This window comes from Nocardia amikacinitolerans (genome assembly GCF_900215415.1).
Taxonomy (GTDB): Bacteria; Actinomycetota; Actinomycetes; order Mycobacteriales; family Mycobacteriaceae; genus Nocardia; species Nocardia amikacinitolerans.
In genome coordinates this window covers 1,084,941-1,105,379 of the sequence record NZ_OBEG01000001.1, presented here as the reverse complement: position 1 = coordinate 1,105,379, position 20,439 = coordinate 1,084,941, and the positions used below count along the sequence as shown (strand labels likewise).

Sequence of the window (20,439 nt, the reverse complement as noted above, 5' to 3'; positions counted from 1 at the left end):
CACCGTCTACTCGTTTACAAGGAATCTCGAGGCTACGCATTCCCATTATCCGCACTAGCAGTACCACCTAGCTCGCCACCGGGAACGGGTCCGGACGTATCGGGGCGATCCGTGTCCGCGTCGCTGTCTCGCGGTCGCGGTCTGATCGCCTCCAATGTGCTCAGGTCCGAACCGGTGTCGTTGAGCCGCCACACGTAGGGGGCGTGCGGGGTGTAGCGGACGACGCTGATCGACGCCGGTTCCACCACGATCCGCTGGAAGCCGTCCAGGTGGATGCCGAGCGCGTCGGCGAGCACGGATTTGATCACGTCACCGTGCGTGCACGCCACCCACAGCACATCCTGGCCGTGCCGCTCGGCGAAGACCCGATCGTGCTCGCGGATCGCGGCGACCGCTCGGTGCTGCACCTGCGCGAGACCTTCGCCGCCGGGGAACACCGCGCCGGAGGCATGGCGCTGCACCACCTTCCACAGCGGTTCGGTGAGCAGTTCGGCGATCGGCCTGCCGGTCCACTCGCCGTAATCGACCTCGATGAGCTGGTCGTCGTACTCCGGTTCCAGCCCGAGCTTGTCGGCGAGCGGGCCGACCGTTCGCTGGCAGCGCAGCAGCGGCGAGTGCACGATGTGCTGAATCGGCAGCCCGCCCAGTCGTTCGGCGACCGCGCGGGCCTGATCGGCGCCGTGTTCGGTGAGGTCGACTCCGGCGCTGCGGCCGGCGAGAGTGCGGGCGGTGTTCGAGGTCGACACACCGTGCCGCAGCAGGATCACCGTCATGCGGCCAGCCTAATAGGCACTGTCGGACGGAGTCCGTCCGAAAACCCGCGCATGGCCGGAGCGAAGGCGGAGGTACGCCTAATGGGCGCTGCCGGACGGAGTCCGCCCGAAAACCCGCGCACGGCCGGAGCGAAGGCGGAGGTACGCCTAGTAGGCGCTGCCGGACCGAGTCCGTCGACGAATCCACCGATCATGTCGCCGAAATCACCCCGCCCGCGAGCAGACCCATGATCACCAGGCCGAGCGCGATGCGGTAGCCGACGAACCAGTTCAGCGAGTGCTTCGACACGAACTTCAGCAGCCACGCGACCGAGGCATAGCCGACGACGAACGACAAGAGTGTGGCGACCAGCAGCTGCGGACCCGAGGCGTTGAGGCCCTCACCCGCGGGCTCGAACGCGTCGGGCAGGCTGAACAGGCCGGACGCGGTCACCGCGGGAATGGCGAGCAGGAAGGAGAACCGCACCGCGGCCTCGCGCTCCAATCCGAGGAACAGTCCCGCCGATGACGTGGCACCCGAGCGCGACACCCCGGGAATGAGCGCCAGGCACTGGGCGAAACCCATCACCAGTCCGTCGCGGGTGGTGAGCTCTTCGATCGGGCGCCGCTTGGCGCCGTAGTACTCGGCGGCGGCGATCACCAGCGCGAAGGCGATCAGCATGAACGACACCAGCCAGAGGTTGCGGGCGCCGGTGCGGATCTCGTCCTTGAGCAGGTAGCCGATGACGCCGATCGGGATGGTGGCGATGATCACATACCAGCCGATCCGATAGTCGAGTTCGCGCTGCCGGTCCTCGGCAAGACCGTAGGGGATGCGATCGCCGGTGATGACCGGAAGTTTCGTGGTGACCTGGTCGGTGATCGGCACCGTCTCCTTGGACCTGGCGCTGACCTTCTCGGCGAGGGTGGTGAACCAGGCGACGACGATGCGCCAGATGTCCTTGGCGAAATACACCAGCACCGCCGCCTCGGTGCCCAGTTGGGTGACCGCGGTGAACGAGGCGCCCGCGTCCTCGCCGAAGAACACCGAGGACACGATGCGCAAGTGCGCAGAGGAGGAAACCGGCAGGAATTCCGTCAGACCCTGCACCAGTCCGAGTACCAGCGCCTGTAACCAGGTCATCGACTCGCCCACGCAACCTCCTCTTCCGTTGCCCGAAACCGCCGTTCCGACTGGGCAATTGGTCCAGCGACGACACCGTTCGCCGGAAAAAGCGGCGCCGCGATACCGCAGCGACAGTACATGTCGCCCGGTGAGGAGGTGATTCCGGCCGCTGCCCCGCGCCGCGCGGCGGGCACCGCGAGCGGCCCCCACCATTTACGCTTGGCGCCGTGATGAAAGCGCGGATCCGGTGATGGAACAGCGGACGGTCGGACGCAGCGGCCTACGGGTGTCCCGGATAGGACTGGCGACCCACACGTGGGGCTCGCAGACGGACGCCGACGACGCGGCGTCGCAGCTGGTGGCCTTCGCCGAGGCGGGCGGCACCCTGGTCGACACCTCCCCCGCGTACGCGGGCGGCGCGGCGCAGCGAATCCTGGCCGATCTGCTCGGCGACCTGGTCTCGCGCGACGAACTGGTGCTGAGCGGCTGCGCGGGCGTGCTGCCGCGCACCGAACCGGCCCAGACCACCGTGCCTGGTCCGGCGCCGCGCACCGAGATCGACGCGTCACGGCGGGGACTGCTGCGCCAACTCGACCGCACCCTGCTCGAACTGGGCACCGACTACCTCGACATCTGGCACGTCGCGGCCTGGGATCCCGGCACCCCGCTCGACGAGATCGCGGCCACCCTCGAACACGCGGTGCGCTCCGGCAAGGTCCGCTACGCGGGCGTGCGCGGGTTCAATCCGTGGCAGCTGGCCAGTCTGGCCGCCATCGCGCCGATCTCCGTCGCGCACACGCCCTATTCGCTGCTCGCGCGCCATGCCGAAAGCGAATTCGTCCCCGCCGCACAGCATCACGGCGTCGGCGTGATCGCGTCCGCGCCGCTGGCGGGCGGCATCCTGACCGGCAAATACCGCGACGGCGTTCCCGCGGACTCGCGCGGCGCGGACGAGGCGACCGCCGCCGAGATCCGCCATCGCCTCGACGACCGCGCGACCCGGGTGGTCGACGCGCTGGTCACCGCCGCCGACGGGCTAGGCACCTCGCCGCTCGCGGTCGCGCTGGCCTGGATACGGGACCGGCCGGGCATCGCGAGCATGATCGTCGGCGCCCGCGACATCGGACAGCTCACCGGCGTGATGGCCGCCGAGACACTCGAATTGCCGCGCGCGATCGCGGCCGCACTGGACGACGTCAGCGCGCGCACGGAATGACGCGGGACGGACTCCGTCCGACAGCGCCCATTAGGCGTACCTCCGCCTGCGCTCCGGCCGTGCGCGGGCTGTGGACGGACTCCGTCCGACAGCGCCCATTAGGCTTGCCTTCATGAGGCTCGTCGACCGTGCTCGTCCCGGGGTGGTTCGCTCCCTCCTCGCCGCCCTCGCTCTGACACTGATCGCCGGAACCGCGGCGTGCGGCAGTGACAGCGAAGCGACCGGTTCCGGACAGCGCGGGCCGAGCACCGCCACCGTGGGGAATCTGGATCCGGTACCGATCGGTCCCGCGCCGACGCCGGTGCTGCCGGTGACGGTGCGCTCCTTCGACGGCACGGAGGTGACGGTCACCTCGGCCGACCGCATCATCGCCGCCGATCGCTACGGCACGCTCGCCCAGACCGTCTGGGCGCTCGGCCTCGGGCCCAACCTCGTCGGGCGCAGCACGTCGGCGGCGTTCCCTGCCGTGCAGAATCTGCCGAATGTGACCGGCGGCAGCGGCTCGCTGAACGTGGAATCCATTCTGGCGCTGCGGCCCACCGTGTTCCTCACCGACACCACCAGCGCCGCGCCCGCGGTGCGTGAGCAGTTGCGCGCGGCCGGGGTGACCGTCGTCTACTTCGATCCGCAGCGGACCATGGACGGTGTTGCGCCGCAGATCGAGGCCGTCGCCGCCGCGCTCGGCGTCCCCGACCGCGGTCGAGCCCTTGCCCAGCGCACCCGCGACGAGATCGCCGCCGCCTCGGCCGCTGTCCCCGCCACGGACAAGCCGTTGCGCATCGCGTTCCTGTACTTGCGCAGCACCGCCATCACCATGATGGCCGGGCCGGGTTCCGGTGCCGACTCGCTGATCGCCGCGATCGGCGGCGAGGACGCGGGCGCCGTCGCCGGGCTCACCGAACCGTTCACCGCCATCACCAGTGAGGCGATGATCGGCGCCGCGCCCGACGTCCTGCTCGTCATGACCGACGGACTGAGTTCGGTCGGCGGGGTGGAAGGCCTGCTGAAGGTGCCCGGCATCGCGCAGACACCGGCCGGGAAGAACAAGCGCGTCATCGACATGTCCGACGCGGTGCTGCTCAGCTTCGGCCCGAACACCGGACGCGTGGTCGCCGCGCTCAACGAGGCCGTCTACGGTTCCGCGCCGGCATGAGCGAACGGGCTCGCACCTCGCCGGCGTCGTCTTCGGCCAACGGCGCGGGGAGCACGAAACAGCAAGCCGACATCGGCGCGCGGCTCGCGCGAGCGGAAGCCGATCGCGGCGCACCGGTACCCACGAGCACGCGTTCGGTCTCCCGAATCACCGTCACCTTCGCGGTGGCGATCGCCGCGCTGATCGTGCTTGCCCTGGCCTCGGCCGCCATCGGACAGGTGCCGACGACGCCCGCCGAAGTCGCGGGCAGCGTCCTGCACCGGATCGGTCTGGATTGGGGACCGATGCCCGCCCACCCGTCCGGCGACGTGACGCTGTGGGAGGTGCGTTTCCCGCGCGTCGTGCTGGCCATGCTGGTGGGCGCCGCGCTGGCGACAGCGGGTGCGTTGTTGCAGGGCGTGTTCGCCAATCCGCTGGCCGAGCCGGGCGTGATCGGTGTCTCGGCGGGTGCCGCGGTCGGCGCGGGCACCGTGATCGTGGTCGGCGGCGCGTTCGTCGCCGCCTGGTCGGTGGCCGCGGCGGCGTTCGTCGCCGGGCTGTTCACCACGCTGCTGGTGTATCTGCTCGCGCGATCCAACGGCCGCACCGAAGTGGTGACCCTGGTGCTCACCGGTGTCGCCATCAACGCCTTCGCCGGTGGTCTGATCGCGTTCCTGCTGTTCGTCGCCTCGCCCGCGGCCCGCGATCAGATCGTGTTCTGGCAGCTGGGCAGTCTCAACGGCGCGAACTGGGACTCGGTGGCGGTCGTCGCGCCGCTCGCCGCGCTCGGTGTGTTCGCGGCGGTCGTCGTTGCGCCGCGCCTGGATCTGCTCGCGCTCGGTGAGTCCGCGGCCCGTCACCTCGGTGTCGACGTGGAACGGCTGCGGCGCAATGTGATCGTCATCGTCGCGGTGCTCGCCACCGCGGGCGTCGCGTTCACCGGAATCATCCTGTTCGTCGGCCTGATCGTTCCGCACCTGGTGCGGATGATCGTCGGCCCTGGACATCGTGTGCTGATTCCGCTCAGCGCCATCGTCGGCGCGGTCGTGCTGCTGGGCGCCGACGTCGCCGCGCGCTCGCTCGTCGACAATGCCGATCTGCCGCTCGGCATGCTCACCTCCCTCATCGGCGGGCCGTTCTTCTTCTGGCTGCTGCGCCGCACTCGCGCCCGCGCCGGAGGGTGGGGATGAGCGTGGTCCACAGGCACCGGCGCCTCGACCGTGCAGTCGATGCAATGCCGCACACCCCGCCGATATCGGAGGCTGCCGGTCAGCGAGGTGCCGCACGCCCGAGCACGAGCAACTCGCGGAAGCCGAGGCTGTGCGGTGCCGAAAGGCAACGAGTGGTGGGCGCGATACAGATCGAGCCACGGATGGTGATCGCGTGAGTGGAATGCGGCAAGGGCTGGGCGCGATGCTCGGTCGGACTTACGAGGAGCCGGTGCGGCCCGAGCGCGGCGCGGTGACCTTGCGGGCGCGCGGGTTGAGCGTCGACCGGCGCGGCGGGGCGAGCGGGCACGCGCGCCGCGTGCTCGAAGCCGTCGATTTCGACGTCGTCGCCGGTGAAGTCGTCGCGTTGGTGGGACCGAACGGGGCAGGTAAGTCCACACTGCTCGCCGCGTTGGCCGGTGAGCTGACGCCGAGCGAGGGCAGCGTCGAGTTGGACGGCCGCGGCCTCGACCACTGGACCGCGCTGGACATGGCGCGCAGACGCGCGGTGCTGCCGCAGAGCCACACCGTCGGATTCCCGTTCACCGCGCGCGAGGTCGTCGCCATGGGTCGCGCGCCGTGGGTGCGCACCGCGCGCGGCGAGCGTGACGACGAAGTCATCGCCGCCGCGATGGCATCGGCCGATGTCGGGCATCTGGCCGCGCGGTCGTTCCCGACGCTGTCCGGTGGCGAACGCGCGCGCGTCGCGCTGGCCCGCGTGCTGGCTCAGGACACCGCCACCCTGCTGCTCGACGAACCCACCGCCGCGTTGGACCTCGGCCACCAAGAAGCGGTTCTGCGTTTGGCGGCCGAGCGGGCGACGGCGGGCGCGGCGGTCGTGGTCGTTCTGCACGATCTCGGCATCGCCGCCGCCTACGCCGATCGCGTCGCCGTGCTGGAGTCCGGCCGCGTCGCCGCCGACGGCCCGCCGCGCGAGGTCCTCACCACCGAACTACTGAGCCGCGTCTACCAGCATCCGGTGGAAGTCCTCGACCACCCGGTCACCGGAGCCCAGCTGGTCCTGCCCGTCCGTCGCTGACCGCTTGCCCTCGGTGCTCTTGGTCGGCAACCTACTTCTCGACCCGCACCCGCAATCCACCCTGCGCGACGATCCTGACCGTCGCGTTCACACCCCACAGCACGAAGAACGCGATCCCGAGCACCGGCGTCACCGCGACGGCCCAGGCCACCGCTCCCCCGCCGAACCAGATCACCTCGAGCCCCACCCGCCACCACCCGGTGAGGGGAAACCTGGCGTTGGCCGCCGCGCCGAACAACGCCCACATGAGCACGAACAACGCGGGCGCGAGCACACCGGCGGCCAACCGCGTCACCAGCCCGCCGGACAGCGTGAAACCCCAGAACGCCGCGCCGACGAGCACTCCCAGTTCCAACAGGAACATCAGAAACAGATTCGCCCCGATCAGCGCCCGCCGCATACCCCTCATCTCCAGATCAGTTTCAGCACCGCGGGCGTGAGCAGCATCCGGATGACGGTCGCGTCGATGATCAACGCCGCGATCATGCCGTAGGCGATGTATTTCATCAGCACCAGATCGGAGAAGCCGAACGCGCCGGTCACCACGATGAGAATGGCGGCGGCCGAGGTGATCACGCCGCCGGTGTGGGCGATGCCGTAGCGGATGGCCTCCGGCGCGTCGGCTCCGCCCTCGCGTGCCTCGGCGACCCTGGACAGCAGGAAGACCTCGTAGTCGGTGGACAACCCGAACACCACCGTCACGATCAACGCCAGCACCGCGAACATCAACGGCCCCGGCGTGAACTGGAAGACCTCGGACCCGTGTCCCTCCACGAAGATCCAGGTGAGGATGCCCAGCGTGGAGACAAGGCTCAGCGCGCTCATCGCGACGGCCTTGAGCGCGAGCACGATCGAACGAAACGCCACGAACATGACCAGCAGCGCCGTGCACGCCAGAATCGCTACGAGCGCGGGCAGACCCTCGAGCAACCCGTTGATGCTGTCGCGTTCCAACGCGGGCACCCCGGCCACCATCACCTCCACCCCCGGCGGTTCGGGAATGGCGCGCAGCGCGGCGATCACTGCGTCGGCCTCGCGTTTGTCGGTCAGCCCTGCGTTGAGGACGTTGACGCCGTCCTTGGTCGGCGCGGCCGGTTCGAAGCGCCCCGTCAAGCCGGGCACCTGGTTGGCTTCGTGGCGAATGTCGCCGAGCTCCTGCGGATTCGCCCCGACCACAACGAGTTTCAACGGTTCGGTGCGGAAGCTGGGAAACAGCTCGTCGAAGCGTTCCTGGGCGACGCGGGCCGGATTGTCCTCGGCCAGATATTGTTCGCTGATCCCGCCGAACTCGATATTGCGGAACGGGATGCTCAGCGCCAGCAGCACGAGCACGATCGGCACCGCCACCGCCCACGGCCGCCGCATGGCGAACAGCGCGAGCCGGGAGAAGAATCCGGCGTCGATCTGGGCCTCGGTCTTGGTGCGGGAGAAGCGTTTCCACCCGAGGAAGTCGATGCGCCGACCGACGATGCTCAGCGCGGCGGGCAGCGCCGTCACCGAGAGCAGCGCCGCGAGCAGCACCGAGCTGATGCCGCCGTAGGGCACCGAGCGCAGCACGCCGTTGGGGAAGATGAACAGCGCGGCGAGGCTGATCGCGATGATCGCGGCCGAGAACAGCACCGTGCGCCCCGCCGTGGCCACGGTGCGCGCGGTCGCCTCCTCCACACTGCGCCCTGCGGCCAGCTCCTCGCGGAAACGGGTGACGGTGAACAGGCCGTAGTCGATGGCCAAGCCGAGGCTGACCAGCGTCATCACCGCGTTGGCGAAGACGTTGACCTCGATGTGGTCGGTGAGCGCACGCAGCATGCCCTGGGTGCCAAGGATCGTCATCCCGCCGATGATCACCGGCAGCAGCGCGCCGATCACCCCGCCGAACACGAAATACAGCAGGATCGCCACGATCGGCAGTGCGATCAGTTCCGCGCGGTGGATGTCGTTCTGCATCCCGGTGTTGATGCCTTCGAGGATCGGCTGCAATCCGGCGAGCTGCACCGTGGTGCCGCCCGGTCCGCCGCCCGCGCTGCCCGCGTCGAGGGAATCCTTGATCGCGAGATAGTTCTCGACGGTCTCGGTGCCCTCGCCGCGCAGTCCGACGCTGGCGAAGGCGTGCTTCTTCGCGGGGTCGCTGGCGCTGGCCGTGAACGGGCTGTCCCAATAGCTGTCGATCTTCAGAATCCGGTCCGGATACCGTTCGAGCAGGCCACGCAGCTGGGCGGTGACCGCGGCGCGGACCTCCGGTGAGTCGACGGTGCTGCCCTCGGGCACGCTGTAGAGCAGGATCAGGTCGCTGTCGGTGTCGCGGCCGAAGGTGGCGTCGGCCAGTTTCGACGCCGCCACCGATTCACTGCTCTCGTCGAACCAGCCCTCCTGGCTGAGCCGGTCGATCAGGTCGCGGCCATACCAGCCCGACAGCAGCACGGCCAGCGCGAACCCCGCCAGCACGAGATAGCGGAAGCGGTGGACGAATCGGCCCCACCCCAGGAAACCCGAATGCAGCATCGATGGGCCGGGCCGCTACCCGCACGCCGGGGTGCGGTAGTCGGCCGAGCGCAGGATGCCGCACAGGTCGGTGCGCGAGATCTTCCAGCGGCCGTCGAGATAGACGAAGTGCACCACCGTGGTGCGCACCGCGGTGCCGGTACCGTCCTTGTCCAGGCGCATGGTGGCGGTCAGGGTGCCGTCGCGGTTGTCGAAGACGGGATCGGTGACGCCGTAGACGGCGCGCGGGTTGTCCTGCAGCGCACGGTACATGTCGGGAATCGCGTCGCGGAAGGCGTCGCCGTCCTCGATCAGCGCGGTGCGTTCGGTGTCGGGCAGCGCCGGGTCGAGCGCCCGCTTGATCTGGGCGTCGAGCTCGGCGGCGGACGGTATCGGCCGGTTGGCGATCGCGCTGGAGGTGGCGGCCGCGGAGGAGGACAGTTCGGCGACGGCCTTGGAGCGGGCTGCCGCGACCGAGGCCTCGTCCGGCCCCGAATCGCACGCGGCGGCCGCGGCGAAAGCGACACCGGCGGCGAGGGTCAGCGCGATTCGGGAGATTCGTGTGGAGTGCATCACTACCTACATACCATCGATGACGGAACTGATCCGTCCCAGCAGAGCGCGCACGGTCGTGACGTCCCGATCGGCGGCCGACTCGACCGGGGCGGCGTCGGGAATCATGTCGCGCACCAGCGCGACCACGCTGCGTTCGTCGTCCAGATCGACGTCGGTGACGCGCACCTCGGCGACCGCGACCACATCCTCAGGGCCGGGCACCTCGTTGCCGAGATCGGCGCGATAGATCTCGAGCGTCAGGATCGAGCGCACCGTGCGGAACGCGTACGGCCGGCCGTCGGCGGTGGTGCCGAACCCGTGAGCAAACGGACCAACGGTTATGTCATCGATGGCAAAACCCGATGCATGGTCGGCTTTCAACCGGATCTCCCTGAGTCGGACACTGTTTGATTACACCGTAACCCCCATCACGGGTAATTCGGTGCTGCCGCGACCCCGGTCGGCGGTGGTGTTGCGCCATCATGGTCAGATGGTGAGGTCGGGTTGATTCGTCGGTAGGAGGAGTTCGGTGGTGCGCCCTCGCGGCTCGGTCCCCTCAGCGCTGGTGGGCGTGGCGGTGCTCGCACTGCTGGCCGGATGCTCCTCCGACAAGGGCGAACCCGACGTCCCGACCCGCGAACCCGCCACCGCGGCGGTCGCTCCCGCGCCGCAAGCCGCGCCGGCGGGCGACGTGATCGGCATGAACGCCCCGATCCGAGCCATGCTCGCCGACTCCGCCACCGGCCAGCTCGCGGCACTGGACAAGAGCAGCGACAGCACCACCGTGCTCTTCCTGATCGATCCGGCCACCTCGGGCCGACGCACCGTCACGCTGCCCGCGCACGGAACCAGCCTGTCCGCGGGCAAACCGGGCGAGATCCTGGTCACCGCGACCGGTTGGATCTTCCGCGTCGACGTCGCCACCGGCGTGGTCACCGAGATACCCGTCGAGGGCGAACCGCGCTCGGTGCGGCAGCGCGAAGACGGCACGCTCGTCGTCGGCACCGCCGACGGCGCCGTGCGCACCCTCGGCCCCGGCGGCGACGTCCTCGACACCGTCTCCGGTCTGGTCTCAGCCGATGTCGTCGCCCTCACCGCCGATCGCATCGCGGTGCTCGACCGGCGCCAGACCTCCGTCACCGAGATCGACCCCGCCGAGGACCACCTCGGCCTCGCGCTCCGCGCGGGCGACGGCGCGACCACCATGATCTCCGACCACTTCGGCAGGGTGATCGTCACCGACACCGCGGGCGAGGAACTGCTCGTCTACACCACCGGACCCCTCGTCCTGCGCCAGCGTTTCCCGGTAGGATCGTCGCCTTACGCGCTCGCCTACGATCGACGGTCCGACACCGTGTGGGTGACGTGTACCCAGAGCAACGAAGTCGTCGGATTCGATCTGTCGACGGGTATACCGAAGGAAGTGGGACGCCATCCGACCGTCCGGCAGCCCGAATCGGTGACCGTGGACGAGCGCACCGGTGATCTGTTCGTCGGATCCGCCACCGGTGACGGTGTTCAGCGGATCCGCGCGGACCAGCTGAAGAGAGGGCAGTGATGGCGCCGAAAAGCTCCCGCGCAGCATTACCGGCGAACTGGGAGACCAGCAGCGACGACTACGAATACGTCCCGCTGCGCTTACCGAAAGACGTGACCAGGGTGACCGCCTCGATGCGCCTGGCGATTCAGGCCGAATTCGGCGGATGGGAGCTCTCGCGCGTGCGCGCCTACACCGACGGCAGCCGCAAGGTGCTGCTGCGTCGTCGCAAGACCTCGCTACTACCCCAGCCCGAGCCGGGGATGTGAACCGGATGTACGCACTGCTGCTTCGCCTGATGTTCTTCGTTCCGCCGGAACGCATCCATCACCTGGCCTTCGCCGCCATGCGCGTCGCCGCCAGGTTCGCGCCGACCAGGCTGCTGCTGAAGCGGCTCGCCGTCGTCGACGATCCGATCCTGCGCAACACCGTGTTCGGCGTCCAGTTCCGTGCGCCGCTCGGCTTGGCCGCAGGCTTCGACAAGAACGCCGAGGGCGCCGACATCTGGGGTCCGTTCGGCTGGGGCTTCGCCGAGATCGGCACCGTCACCGCGCAGGCGCAGCCGGGCAACCCCGCGCCGCGACTGTTCCGGCTGCCCGCCGACCGCGCCCTGATCAACCGGATGGGCTTCAACAACCACGGCGCCGCCCGCGCCGCTGAGCAGCTGCGCGCCAAGGCCGCCACCGTCCCGATCGGCGCCAACATCGGCAAGACCAAGATCGTCGAACCGGCCGACGCCGCCGCCGACTACGCCACGAGCGCGGCACTGCTCGGCCCGCTGGCCGACTTCGTCGTCGTCAACGTCAGCTCGCCCAACACCCCCGGCCTGCGCGACCTGCAGGCCGTCGAATCGCTGCGTCCGCTGCTGCGGGCCGTGCTCGACACCGTGCGCGTTCCTGTCCTGGTGAAGATCGCCCCCGACCTGTCCGACGACGACATCGACGCCGTCGCCGACCTCGCGCTCGAGCTCGGTCTCGCGGGCATCGTCGCCACCAACACCACCATCCGCCGCGACGGTCTGCGCACCGACGCCGCCGAGGTCGCGGCGATGGGCGCGGGCGGCCTGTCCGGCGCCCCCGTCGCCGAACGCTCGCTCGAAGTGCTGCGTCGCCTGTATCGGCGGGTCGGCGATCGGCTGGTGCTGATCTCCGTCGGCGGCATCGAAACCCCCGACCAGGCCTTCCAGCGCATCCTCGCCGGCGCCAGCCTGCTGCAGGGTTACACCGGTTTCATCTACGGCGGCCCGTTCTGGACCCGCAAGATCCACCGCGGCCTCGCCGCGCGCCTGCGCGAGAACGGCTACGCCTCGATCGCCGAGGCGGTCGGCGCGGAGAACGTCGCGCGAACCTGAATCCCGCCGCGTCCACGCCGACGCGGTCATCCGTACACGCGGGGCGGTCCGCTCGTGCGCTGCGGTACGCACCGTGCGGGCGGACCGCTCGGATCGCACGCGCCGACCGGGCCAGGCGCGGACTCGTCCGGCCGGTCGCGCAGCCGGGCCACGATCCGCTTGTGCAGCAGGATGATCGCGTGGTCGAGCAGGATGCCGAGCCGGTCGGCGCGCGCGGCGGCGTGGGCGTGGGCGATGCGGTCGTGCACCATGTCCGGGTCGCTGAGCAATTCGTCGAGCTCCATGCCCGCCAACGCTTGCTCGCGCGAGAGCGTGCGACCAGGCAACCAGCTCAGCCGCCATAGGTCGGCGCCGTCACGGTAGGCCGATTCGGGGCTCAGGTCGCTGATCATGGTCCACTCGGTGGTGTGAATGGTCATGGCTGCCTCCGGTACTACAGCCCGAGCAGGATCTGCTCCAGGGAAATGTGAAGTTGTCCGGCGTGGTGCACCGCTCGCGGGTGGGCGAGCCGCTCGTGCCGGTAGGTCTGGGTGCTGACGATCTCGGCAAGATCCATCCCCGCCAGTGCCTTTCATCACCATGGCCCTCCCGAGTCCGCTGGTGAGACGATCAATCGCCCAAAATCAGTGTGGCATTTGCCTTTTGTCCGGTCAATTGCCGGAGTATCTTGGGGATTGCCGGTCTCATTGCCCGCTAAACACCCATATCGGGGCAATCTCCGCACAAGGCACAACGAATTGGCAACGACGCGATGGAGGGCGGACTCGCCGATGGCTCCGCAGAATCCCCGCACGATCGCGATTCGCGACATCCTCACCCGCTTGTGCACCTACTACGGACTGCGCCCAGAACGTCTGGGCAACACCGAGATCGACGTCAGCAGCCTGCTCGAACTGCCGGTCGTGCGCCAGCACGCGCAACGCACCGGGCGGCCGGCGGGCGAGTCGCTGCTGCCGGTGGTGCGCGAGACGGCGCTGCGATTGCCGCCGACCGAGCGCCTGATCGCCGATTCGGCGTTGGCGCTCGGTCTTTTTCGTGACAACCCCCCTGACGGAATCGATCTCGCCCGCCTATACGCCGACAACCTCGGACCGCGCCGCGAGTATCTCGTCGAGCATTGGCCGCGGCTGCACCGAGCGCTCGGTGTCGACCGCATTCCCGAAGCGCCGACGGTCAAGCGACTGCGCACCTCCTCGGAGGGCGATACCTTCACCGCCCTGGCCGAGCTGCTCACCGCCGATCAGGGCCACACCATCACCAAGGCGATACCGAGCGGCAAAATCCTTGTCTCGCTGCCCGATTCGGTGCGTCGGCCGAAGTCGGTGACGGTGGTCGGCGACGCCGTCATCGACCATCTCTATCGCGTCGACGGGTTTCCGACCGCCGACCGAGCGGCCAATGGCAGCTTCACCCGGCCCCCCGGCGGCAAGGGCCTCAATCGCGCGGTGGCCGCAGCGCGCCTCGGCTTGGACGTCGCGCTGGTCTCCGCGGTCGGCGACGACGAGGACGGCACGGAGATCCTGGACTTCCTGACCAAGGAGAACGTTCGCTGCGATCTGGTGAAAACCGTTGCGGGCGGCCGGTCTCCGGTCACGGCCGTGATCATGGATTCCAGCGGCGAGACGAGGCTGATCGGGTGCAAGGACAACAGGGTCGCACTCGAGGTCGCCGACCTGCTCACCGGGACCGTGCACGCGGCGCTGGCGAGTTCGGAGGTGGTGCTGCTGACGCTCGAGCACCCAAGGGGCGTCGCCGAACAGGTGCTCGCGATGGTGCGCGGCATGCGGCCCCGACCGAAGGTGATCGTCTGTCCCTCGCCGAGTCCCGCTGTGCCACAAGATCTTTACCAGTATCTGGACGTGGTGGACTTCCTGGTGGGATCGCCGTCGGAACTGCAGGCGATGCTGCCGGTCGTCTCGACCGCCTCCACCGCGGACAGTGCGCAGATCTTGCGCGGGCTCGGGGTTCGGGCGGTGTGCGCGATCGAGGGATTCCGCTGCTCGCTGCTGTCCGAGCGCCTGAATCTCGATGTCGGCCAGTTCCACGGGGCGTTGAAGAATTCACCGGGCGCCGCCGCCGCGTTCTCGGCCGCGTTGGCGTGCCGTCTGATCGAAACCGACGGCGAGCTGACCGCCAAGGACTTCGTCTGGGCCACCGCGGCGATGATTCCCACCCAGCAACTGGGCGCGGTGCCGCGCGCGATGCCGGACAGGGACCGTATCGACGACGTGGTCCGACAGGGCGGCAAGCTGTGATCGGTCCGGCGGACAGCGGTTCGTGATCAGAGCCGCGATGCGGCGATTCTTTACCCAAAAGACCTGGTAGAAACATGCGTGTTACGTCGAACGCAGGGTACATTCTCGAGGTCATCTCGGATGTGCGGCCGTGGCCGCACCTGTTGAGTCGGAGGAGCGGTTGACGACGGTTGCGTCGGATCTTGCCGAAGCCGGTCATCGGTTCACGCGCAAGGGGCGTGACACTCGCGTTCGCGTGATCGAGTTACCCGATCTCGGCGACGGAGGCGGCCACATTCTCGTCTTCGGGGACATCACCGATGGTTGTCTGGTCCGGGTGCATTCGCGCTGCCTCTACGGTGAGGCCCTGCGGTCGGACGACTGCGACTGCGGTCCGGAACTGGACAAGTCCCTCGACATGATCCAGGACGCCGGGTCCGGCGTATTGGTCTATCTCGAGCAGGAAGGCCGCGGAGCCGGTCTGCTCGCCAAGGCTCGCGGGTACCTGGAGAGCGAACGATCCGGCGAGGACACCTTCACCAGCTACGAGAAACTGGGCTATCCGCCGGACGCGCGCTCCTACGAGCAGGCGGCGCGCGCGCTGTTCGACGTGCTGAACCTGCGCAGCGTCCAGCTGCTGACCAACAACCCGGCCAAGATGCACGCGCTGCGCGAGGCCGGTCTCGCGGTGCAGGTGGTGCCGCTCGTGACCGAGGCGCTGAGCCAACGCGCCATCGACTATCTCGACGCCAAACGCCGCAGGCGCAGGCACTGGATTCCCAACGGCGAATCGCCGTGGTCGGCCGAGCAGACCATCCTGCCCAGGTCGGAGGCCGCCGAGCCGCCACGCGAAAACGCGCCGCCGGTTCTGGTCTAGGCCCTGCTGCGATGCCCGGCCTGCGGCTACCATAGATGGATTGTGCGACTGGGGATTCCGCAGTTCGCCGAACCGCTGCAGCGTGCATCGGAGGGGCATGGACCAAGCGGCATTCCATCTCCGCGAGACCGGGCATCGTCTGACTCGCAAGGGGCGCGAACTCCGCGTTCGAGTCATGGCGATACCCGGCGCCGAGGACGGCGGGCACGCCATGATCTTCGGTCCGATCGCCGATGGCTGCCTGGTGCGCATCCATTCGCGCTGCCTGTACGGCGACGCGCTGCGCTCCGACGATTGCGATTGTGGGCCCGAACTCGATCTGTCGATGGACATGATCCAGGACGCCGGGTGCGGGGTGCTCGTCTATCTCGAACAGGAGGGCCGCGGCGCCGGATTGGTCGACAAGGCACGGGGATTGCGCACCAGCGAGGTGTTCGGCCTTGACACCTTCGACAGCTACGAGCGGCTCGGACTCTGCGCCGACACCCGCTCCTACGAGAACGCGGCCCGCGCGCTGCTGCGTCTCGGTCTGCGATCGGTGCGGCTGCTGACCAACAACCCGGACAAGGTGCGCGCGCTGACCGATCTCGGCATCGCGGTCACGGTGGTGCCGTTGGTGACTCGGCCGCGCAGCGAACGCGCCCGTCGGTATTTGGAAGCCAAGCGACGCAGGCGCGGTCACACGATCCCGGACGAGCGCGCTTCCTGGCAGGCGCTCGGCAGTGCGGTGTGGCGATCGCGGTGGCGCGGGTCCGCGCCAGGTTGTTGGTGGCGTCGGTTGCTCGCGCTGTAAAGGCCGTCACTTTTGCCCGGGTCTGGCTACCATGAGTGAGCCGCGCCACTCGTTGACGCCACATCCGGCGAGAAGATGACATAGAGTCTGGCGCATTGCGTCAGCGGTTGGCGCCGAGCGCATCGGGTCGGTTCACCGACAGGATCATCGGGAACAGGGAAAATGAGCACTACAGAAATCGGTTTCGCACACGAATCAGGCAAGACGGTCTACACCGTTCCCGAGGCGTTCCAGGAGACCATCAAGCTGCGGCCGGAAGCGGTCGCGTTGCGCACCGTCGGCGGGACGACGGAGATCAGCTGGCGGGAGTACGGCCGACGGGTCGAATCGATCGCGGCAGGCCTCGCGGCACTCGGCGTGAGCCGCGGCGACACCGTCGGGATCATGCTCACCAACCGGCCCGAATTCAACCTCGTAGACACGGCCGCGCTGCACCTGGGCGCGACACCGTTCTCGATCTACAACACCAGCTCCCCCGAACAGATCACCCACCTGTTCACCAATGCCGAGAACAAGGTCGTCGTCACCGAACGCGCGTTCCTCGACACGATCAACGCCGCGGGCGTCGAGCTCGCGCACACCGTCGTCGTGGACGGCCCGGCCACCGGCGCGATCACCCTGGAGGAGGTCGAGGCGAACCCGGTCGCCGACTTCGATTTCGCCGCCGCCTGGCAGGCCGTGGAGCCCGGCGATCTGGCCACCCTGATCTACACCTCGGGCACCACCGGCCCGTCCAAGGGCGTGGAGATCACCCACCGCAACGTGCTCGCCCAGATCATCGCGCTGGTCAACGGCGCGCTGCCGGTGGGCTACGACGATCGGGCGATCTCCTACCTGCCCGCCGCACATGTCGCGGACCGCATTTCCGGGCACGCCATCAGCCTGCTCACCGGCATCCTCATCACCTGCGTTCCGGATCCGCGCGAGATCGCCGCGGCGCTGCCCGACGCCCGCCCGACCGTCTTCTTCGGCGTTCCCCGGGTGTGGCAGAAGATCAAGGCGGGCATCGACGGCAAGCTGGCCACCGAACCGAGCCCGGTCAAGCGGTCCTTGGCGACCTGGGCCATCGGTACCGGTGTCGCCGCCGCGCGCGCCGATCTCGCGGGCAAGGGACGCGGCCCGGTGCTCGGGTTGCAGTACAAGATCGCCGACGCGCTGGTGCTGTCGAAGCTGCGCCACGCTCTCGGCTTGGACAACCTGAAGGTCGCCGCCTCGGGCGCGGCCGCCATCCCGCCGGAGACCCTGGAGTACTTCCTCGGCCTCGGCTTCACCGTCACCGAGGTGTGGGGCATGTCGGAGACCACCGGCGTCGCGACCTACACCGAGCTGGACAAGCCGCGCCCCGGTTCGGTCGGACGCGCGGTGGACGGGCTCGAGCTGCGCCTCGGCGAGGACGGCGAGCTGCTCGTGCGCGGTCCGATCGTCACGCCGGGCTACCGCAAGCAGCCCGACAAGACCAAGGAGGCGCTCGACTCCGACGGCTGGCTGTCCACCGGCGACGTGGCGACCATCGACGCCGACGGCTACGTCCGGATCGTGGACCGCAAGAAAGAGCTCATCATCAACGAGGCGGGCAAGAACATCTCGCCGACCAACATCGAGAACGCGGTGAAGGCGGCGTCCTCGCTGGTGGGTCAGGTGGTGGCGATCGGCGAGGCCAAGCCCTACATCTCCGCGCTGATCGTGCTCGACCCCGACACGGCCGCCATCCGCGCCAAGGAGATCGGCGCGCCCGCCGAGGATCTCGCCGCGCTGGCCACCCGCAAGGAGATCGTCGACGAGGTGCTCGCTGCGGTCGAGGCCGGTAACCGCAAGCTCTCGCGCGTCGAGCAGATCAAGCGCTTCACCATCGTCGGCAAGCCGTGGGAGCCGGGCGGCGACGAGCTGACCCCGACCATGAAGCTCAAGCGCAACCCGATCGCGGCGAAGTACGCCGAGGAGATCGCCACGCTGTATGTCACCCCGCTGCCCGAGACGGTGGTCAACGTCTCCTGAGTCGTGCTGGAAGAACTGTGGCCCCGAGCGGAAAGCTCGGGGCCACGGTCGTTTTCGCGCCGGACTACTGCTCGTAGGTGCCGATCAGGGTGGCGCGGGCCAGGGTGTGCGAGAACAGGTTGAAGCCCAGGAAGGCGGGCGACGCGTCGGCCGGGACGCCGAGGCTCTCCACGTCCACCGCGTGCACCACGATGAAGTAGCGGTGCGGGCCGTGGCCGGGCGGCGGTGCGGCGCCGACGAATCCGGCGAAGCCACCGTCGTTGCGCAGGGTCACCGCGCCCGCGGGCAGCGAACCGCCCTCGCTGCCCGCGCCGCTGGGCAGCGAGGTGACCGACGCGGGGATGTCGGCGACGGCCCAATGCCAGAAGCCCGAAGCCGTCGGAGCGTCGGGATCGTAGACGGTGACGGCGAAACTCTTGGTCTCGGCCGGGAATCCGGACCAGGACAGCTGCGGGGAGATGTCCTTGCCCCCGGCGCCGAACACGCCGCTGACCTGATCGTTGCCGAGCGGGCTTCGGTCGGTGACGTCTTCGGAGGTGAGGGTGAACTCGGGGACCTGCGGTAGTGCGTCGTACGGGTTGTAGGTCATGGTTCCTCTTTTCGAAGCCGTGGTGTGCGGATCAGCTGTGCAACAGGAAGTGTTCCAGTACGCGGGTGCCGAACTCGAGGGCGTCCACCGGAACACGTTCGTCCACGCCGTGGAACAGGGCGCTGAAGTCCAGTTCCGGCGGCAGCCGCAGCGGTGCGAAACCGAAACAGCGAATTCCCAGGCGGGCGAAGGCTTTCGCGTCCGTGCCGCCGGAGAGCATGTAGGGCACCGTGCGGCCCTGCGGGTCGTTGGCCAGGATCGCGTCGTTCATGGCGTCGACCAGGTGCCCGTCGAAAGTGGTCTCGTAGGAGTCGAGTTTGGTGATCCACTCACGTTCGACATCGGGGCCGATCAGCTCGTCCACCTCGCGTTCGAAGGCGGCTTGGCGGCCCGGCACCACCCGGCAGTCCACCACCGCCTCCGCGGTCTGCGGAATGACGTTGGCCTTGTAACCGGCCTGCAGCATGGTGGGATTGGCGGTGTCGCGCAGGGTGGCACCGATGATGCGGGAGATGGTGCCGAGCTTGGCCAGTTGTCCCTCGATGTCCGGGCTCTCCGGGTCGAAGGGGATGCCGGTCTCCTCCGAGACCGCGGCGAGGAACTCGGTCACCGAATCCGAAAGCACCAGCGGGAAGGTGTGTTTGCCGAGGCGAGCCACCGCGTCGGCGAGGATGGTGACCGCGTTGTCCTCGTGCAGGAACGAGCCGTGTCCGGCGCGGGCCTTGGCGCGCAGGCGCATCCAGCCCAGCCCCTTCTCGGCGGTCTCGACCAGGTAGAGCCTGCGCTCACCGCCGTCGCGGCGCGGCACCGTCAGCGAGAAGCCGCCGACCTCCCCCACCGCCTCGGTGACGCCGTCGAACAGGTCGGGGCGGTTGTCCACCAACCAGTGCGAGCCCCACTTGCCGCCGTTCTCCTCGTCGGCGAGGAAGGCGAAGACGATGTCGCGCGGCGGCACCGTGCCTTCGACCTTGAACTGGCGCGCCACCGCCAGCATCATGCCGACCATGTCCTTCATGTCGATGGCGCCGCGACCCCAGACGTAGCCGTCGCGCACCGCGCCGGAGAACGGGTGCACGCTCCAGTCCGACGCCTCGGCGGGCACCACGTCCAGATGCCCGTGCATCAGCAGCGCGCCCCTGCTGGAATCGGCGCCCTTCAGCCGCGCGAAGACGTTGCCGCGGCACGGCGCACCGGATTCCACGTATTCGGTGGTGTATCCGACCTGGTGCAGTTGATCGGCCACCCACTGGGCGCATTCGCGCTCACCCTTCGTGGTGGCCAGATCGCCCGTGTTCGAGGTGTCGAACCTGATCAGGCGACTGACCAACTCGACGACCTCGTCCACCGCGCGAGATCTGCTGTTCGGACCGGAGCCTTCGTCGTTGACGGACACGTCCCCTTTCCTACCACTCGTCGCCGGTGCCGCGCTTCGCCACCGCGCCGCGAGTCCGTGCGCGACGCGGCGTGGCGTGCGCGATCGCGGCGCCTCGGGTTAGCGATCAGCGTGCGGCAAACCCGTGCCCGCCGGGCCGAAACCCGCTGTCGGCGGGTGGAACC

The 20,439-nt window shown here is 69.0% G+C and carries 21 protein-coding genes; 11 read left to right on the top strand and 10 right to left on the bottom strand.

The window, feature by feature from the left end:
* Positions 1–32: 32 nt before the first annotated feature.
* Together CRP45_RS05285 and CRP45_RS05280 are read right to left on the bottom strand one after the other, a co-directional pair.
* Positions 33–773 (bottom strand): histidine phosphatase family protein, encoded by a 741-nt coding sequence (locus tag CRP45_RS05285; protein WP_097244015.1) that lies wholly within the window; start codon positions 771–773, stop codon positions 33–35.
* Positions 774–963: 190 nt separating this feature from the next.
* Positions 964–1,896 (bottom strand): undecaprenyl-diphosphate phosphatase, encoded by a 933-nt coding sequence (locus CRP45_RS05280; protein WP_097244580.1) that lies wholly within the window; start codon positions 1,894–1,896, stop codon positions 964–966.
* 232 nt (positions 1,897–2,128) lie between these two features.
* Here CRP45_RS05280 and CRP45_RS05275 point away from each other — a divergent pair, with 232 nt between their 5' ends.
* The 4 genes from CRP45_RS05275 (at position 2,129) to CRP45_RS05260 (ending at position 6,473) form a co-directional block, all read left to right on the top strand.
* Positions 2,129–3,094 (top strand): aldo/keto reductase, encoded by a 966-nt coding sequence (locus CRP45_RS05275; RefSeq protein WP_067783422.1) that lies wholly within the window; start codon positions 2,129–2,131, stop codon positions 3,092–3,094.
* 112 nt (positions 3,095–3,206) lie between these two features.
* Positions 3,207–4,247 carry a heme/hemin ABC transporter substrate-binding protein gene (locus tag CRP45_RS05270; protein WP_097244014.1) on the top strand — a complete coding sequence of 347 codons (1,041 nt, stop codon included), beginning with the start codon at positions 3,207–3,209 and terminating at the stop codon, positions 4,245–4,247.
* Positions 4,244–5,416 (top strand): FecCD family ABC transporter permease, encoded by a 1,173-nt coding sequence (locus CRP45_RS05265; protein ID WP_179830763.1) that lies wholly within the window; start codon positions 4,244–4,246, stop codon positions 5,414–5,416. The genes CRP45_RS05270 and CRP45_RS05265 overlap by 4 nt, the downstream gene beginning before the upstream one ends.
* 202 nt (positions 5,417–5,618) lie before the next feature.
* The gene (locus tag CRP45_RS05260; protein ID WP_097244013.1) at positions 5,619–6,473 is read left to right on the top strand and encodes a heme ABC transporter ATP-binding protein; all 855 of its coding nucleotides are present in this window, start codon (positions 5,619–5,621) and stop codon (positions 6,471–6,473) included.
* 31 nt (positions 6,474–6,504) lie between these two features.
* Here CRP45_RS05260 and CRP45_RS05255 read toward each other — a convergent pair whose 3' ends face one another.
* From CRP45_RS05255 to CRP45_RS05240, 4 genes are read right to left on the bottom strand one after another with little or no spacing between them, the layout of a single operon-like run.
* Positions 6,505–6,882: a YrdB family protein gene (locus tag CRP45_RS05255; RefSeq protein ID WP_218841080.1), complete on the bottom strand. Its 378-nt coding sequence runs from the start codon at positions 6,880–6,882 to the stop codon at positions 6,505–6,507.
* Positions 6,879–8,972, bottom strand: coding sequence for an MMPL family transporter (locus tag CRP45_RS05250; protein WP_097244011.1), 2,094 nt, complete (start codon positions 8,970–8,972; stop codon positions 6,879–6,881). The genes CRP45_RS05255 and CRP45_RS05250 overlap by 4 nt, the downstream gene beginning before the upstream one ends.
* 15 nt (positions 8,973–8,987) lie before the next feature.
* Entirely contained in the window at positions 8,988–9,524 is a 537-nt protein-coding gene (locus CRP45_RS05245; RefSeq protein ID WP_097244010.1) for a WKL family lipoprotein, read from the bottom strand.
* Between the two features lie 6 nt (positions 9,525–9,530).
* Positions 9,531–9,887 (bottom strand): hypothetical protein, encoded by a 357-nt coding sequence (locus CRP45_RS05240; protein ID WP_067783440.1) that lies wholly within the window; start codon positions 9,885–9,887, stop codon positions 9,531–9,533.
* 148 nt (positions 9,888–10,035) lie between these two features.
* Here CRP45_RS05240 and CRP45_RS05235 point away from each other — a divergent pair, with 148 nt between their 5' ends.
* The 3 genes from CRP45_RS05235 to CRP45_RS05225 are packed head-to-tail and all read left to right on the top strand — an operon-like array spanning position 10,036 to position 12,394.
* Positions 10,036–11,064 (top strand): YncE family protein, encoded by a 1,029-nt coding sequence (locus CRP45_RS05235; RefSeq protein WP_342746985.1) that lies wholly within the window; start codon positions 10,036–10,038, stop codon positions 11,062–11,064.
* Entirely contained in the window at positions 11,064–11,312 is a 249-nt protein-coding gene (locus CRP45_RS05230) for a DUF5703 family protein (protein ID WP_067783446.1), read from the top strand. The genes CRP45_RS05235 and CRP45_RS05230 overlap by 1 nt, the downstream gene beginning before the upstream one ends.
* Before the next feature lie 5 nt (positions 11,313–11,317).
* Positions 11,318–12,394: a quinone-dependent dihydroorotate dehydrogenase gene (locus CRP45_RS05225; protein WP_067783957.1), complete on the top strand. Its 1,077-nt coding sequence runs from the start codon at positions 11,318–11,320 to the stop codon at positions 12,392–12,394.
* 26 nt (positions 12,395–12,420) lie between these two features.
* Here CRP45_RS05225 and CRP45_RS05220 read toward each other — a convergent pair whose 3' ends face one another.
* Together CRP45_RS05220 and CRP45_RS34905 are read right to left on the bottom strand one after the other, a co-directional pair.
* Positions 12,421–12,813: a hypothetical protein gene (locus tag CRP45_RS05220; protein ID WP_067783449.1), complete on the bottom strand. Its 393-nt coding sequence runs from the start codon at positions 12,811–12,813 to the stop codon at positions 12,421–12,423.
* Between the two features lie 14 nt (positions 12,814–12,827).
* On the bottom strand, positions 12,828–12,950 hold the full coding sequence (locus CRP45_RS34905; RefSeq protein WP_255284300.1) for a hypothetical protein: 123 nt from the start codon (positions 12,948–12,950) through the stop codon (positions 12,828–12,830).
* 214 nt (positions 12,951–13,164) lie between these two features.
* Between CRP45_RS34905 and CRP45_RS05215 the strand changes: the two genes are divergently transcribed.
* The 4 genes from CRP45_RS05215 (at position 13,165) to CRP45_RS05200 (ending at position 18,293) form a co-directional block, all read left to right on the top strand.
* A complete protein-coding gene (locus tag CRP45_RS05215; RefSeq protein WP_097244009.1) occupies positions 13,165–14,649 on the top strand; it encodes a PfkB family carbohydrate kinase in 1,485 nt (494 codons plus the stop codon).
* 235 nt (positions 14,650–14,884) lie between these two features.
* Positions 14,885–15,505 (top strand): GTP cyclohydrolase II, encoded by a 621-nt coding sequence (locus tag CRP45_RS05210; RefSeq protein WP_245909910.1) that lies wholly within the window; start codon positions 14,885–14,887, stop codon positions 15,503–15,505.
* A gap of 175 nt (positions 15,506–15,680) precedes the next feature.
* Positions 15,681–16,298 (top strand): GTP cyclohydrolase II, encoded by a 618-nt coding sequence (locus tag CRP45_RS05205; protein ID WP_245909908.1) that lies wholly within the window; start codon positions 15,681–15,683, stop codon positions 16,296–16,298.
* Positions 16,299–16,460: 162 nt separating this feature from the next.
* Positions 16,461–18,293 carry an AMP-dependent synthetase/ligase gene (locus CRP45_RS05200; protein WP_097244006.1) on the top strand — a complete coding sequence of 611 codons (1,833 nt, stop codon included), beginning with the start codon at positions 16,461–16,463 and terminating at the stop codon, positions 18,291–18,293.
* A gap of 64 nt (positions 18,294–18,357) precedes the next feature.
* Here the strand turns inward: CRP45_RS05200 and CRP45_RS05195 are convergent, their stop codons facing one another.
* A complete protein-coding gene (locus tag CRP45_RS05195; protein ID WP_067783465.1) occupies positions 18,358–18,882 on the bottom strand; it encodes a YbhB/YbcL family Raf kinase inhibitor-like protein in 525 nt (174 codons plus the stop codon).
* 31 nt (positions 18,883–18,913) lie between these two features.
* Positions 18,914–20,275: a M20/M25/M40 family metallo-hydrolase gene (locus CRP45_RS05190; protein WP_097244005.1), complete on the bottom strand. Its 1,362-nt coding sequence runs from the start codon at positions 20,273–20,275 to the stop codon at positions 18,914–18,916.
* Positions 20,276–20,439: the final 164 nt, after the last annotated feature.

Excerpts from the sequence above, each read along its gene's own strand:
- CRP45_RS05195 (WP_067783465.1), bottom strand. The coding sequence starts at position 18,882 with ATGACCTACAACCCGTACGACGCACTACCGCAGGTCCCCGAGTTCACC.
- CRP45_RS05250 (WP_097244011.1), bottom strand. The coding sequence starts at position 8,972 with ATGCTGCATTCGGGTTTCCTGGGGTGGGGCCGATTCGTCCACCGCTTC.
- CRP45_RS05230 (WP_067783446.1), top strand. The coding sequence starts at position 11,064 with ATGGCGCCGAAAAGCTCCCGCGCAGCATTACCGGCGAACTGGGAGACC.
- CRP45_RS05225 (WP_067783957.1), top strand. The coding sequence starts at position 11,318 with ATGTACGCACTGCTGCTTCGCCTGATGTTCTTCGTTCCGCCGGAACGC.
- CRP45_RS05245 (WP_097244010.1), bottom strand. The coding sequence starts at position 9,524 with ATGCACTCCACACGAATCTCCCGAATCGCGCTGACCCTCGCCGCCGGT.
- CRP45_RS05215 (WP_097244009.1), top strand. The coding sequence starts at position 13,165 with ATGGCTCCGCAGAATCCCCGCACGATCGCGATTCGCGACATCCTCACC.
- CRP45_RS05285 (WP_097244015.1), bottom strand. The coding sequence starts at position 773 with ATGACGGTGATCCTGCTGCGGCACGGTGTGTCGACCTCGAACACCGCC.
- CRP45_RS05200 (WP_097244006.1), top strand. The coding sequence starts at position 16,461 with ATGAGCACTACAGAAATCGGTTTCGCACACGAATCAGGCAAGACGGTC.
- CRP45_RS05280 (WP_097244580.1), bottom strand. The coding sequence starts at position 1,896 with ATGACCTGGTTACAGGCGCTGGTACTCGGACTGGTGCAGGGTCTGACG.
- CRP45_RS34905 (WP_255284300.1), bottom strand. The coding sequence starts at position 12,950 with ATGGATCTTGCCGAGATCGTCAGCACCCAGACCTACCGGCACGAGCGG.
- CRP45_RS05275 (WP_067783422.1), top strand. The coding sequence starts at position 2,129 with ATGGAACAGCGGACGGTCGGACGCAGCGGCCTACGGGTGTCCCGGATA.
- CRP45_RS05270 (WP_097244014.1), top strand. The coding sequence starts at position 3,207 with ATGAGGCTCGTCGACCGTGCTCGTCCCGGGGTGGTTCGCTCCCTCCTC.
- CRP45_RS05265 (WP_179830763.1), top strand. The coding sequence starts at position 4,244 with ATGAGCGAACGGGCTCGCACCTCGCCGGCGTCGTCTTCGGCCAACGGC.
- CRP45_RS05255 (WP_218841080.1), bottom strand. The coding sequence starts at position 6,882 with ATGAGGGGTATGCGGCGGGCGCTGATCGGGGCGAATCTGTTTCTGATG.
- CRP45_RS05205 (WP_245909908.1), top strand. The coding sequence starts at position 15,681 with ATGGCGATACCCGGCGCCGAGGACGGCGGGCACGCCATGATCTTCGGT.
- CRP45_RS05260 (WP_097244013.1), top strand. The coding sequence starts at position 5,619 with ATGCGGCAAGGGCTGGGCGCGATGCTCGGTCGGACTTACGAGGAGCCG.
- CRP45_RS05220 (WP_067783449.1), bottom strand. The coding sequence starts at position 12,813 with ATGACCATTCACACCACCGAGTGGACCATGATCAGCGACCTGAGCCCC.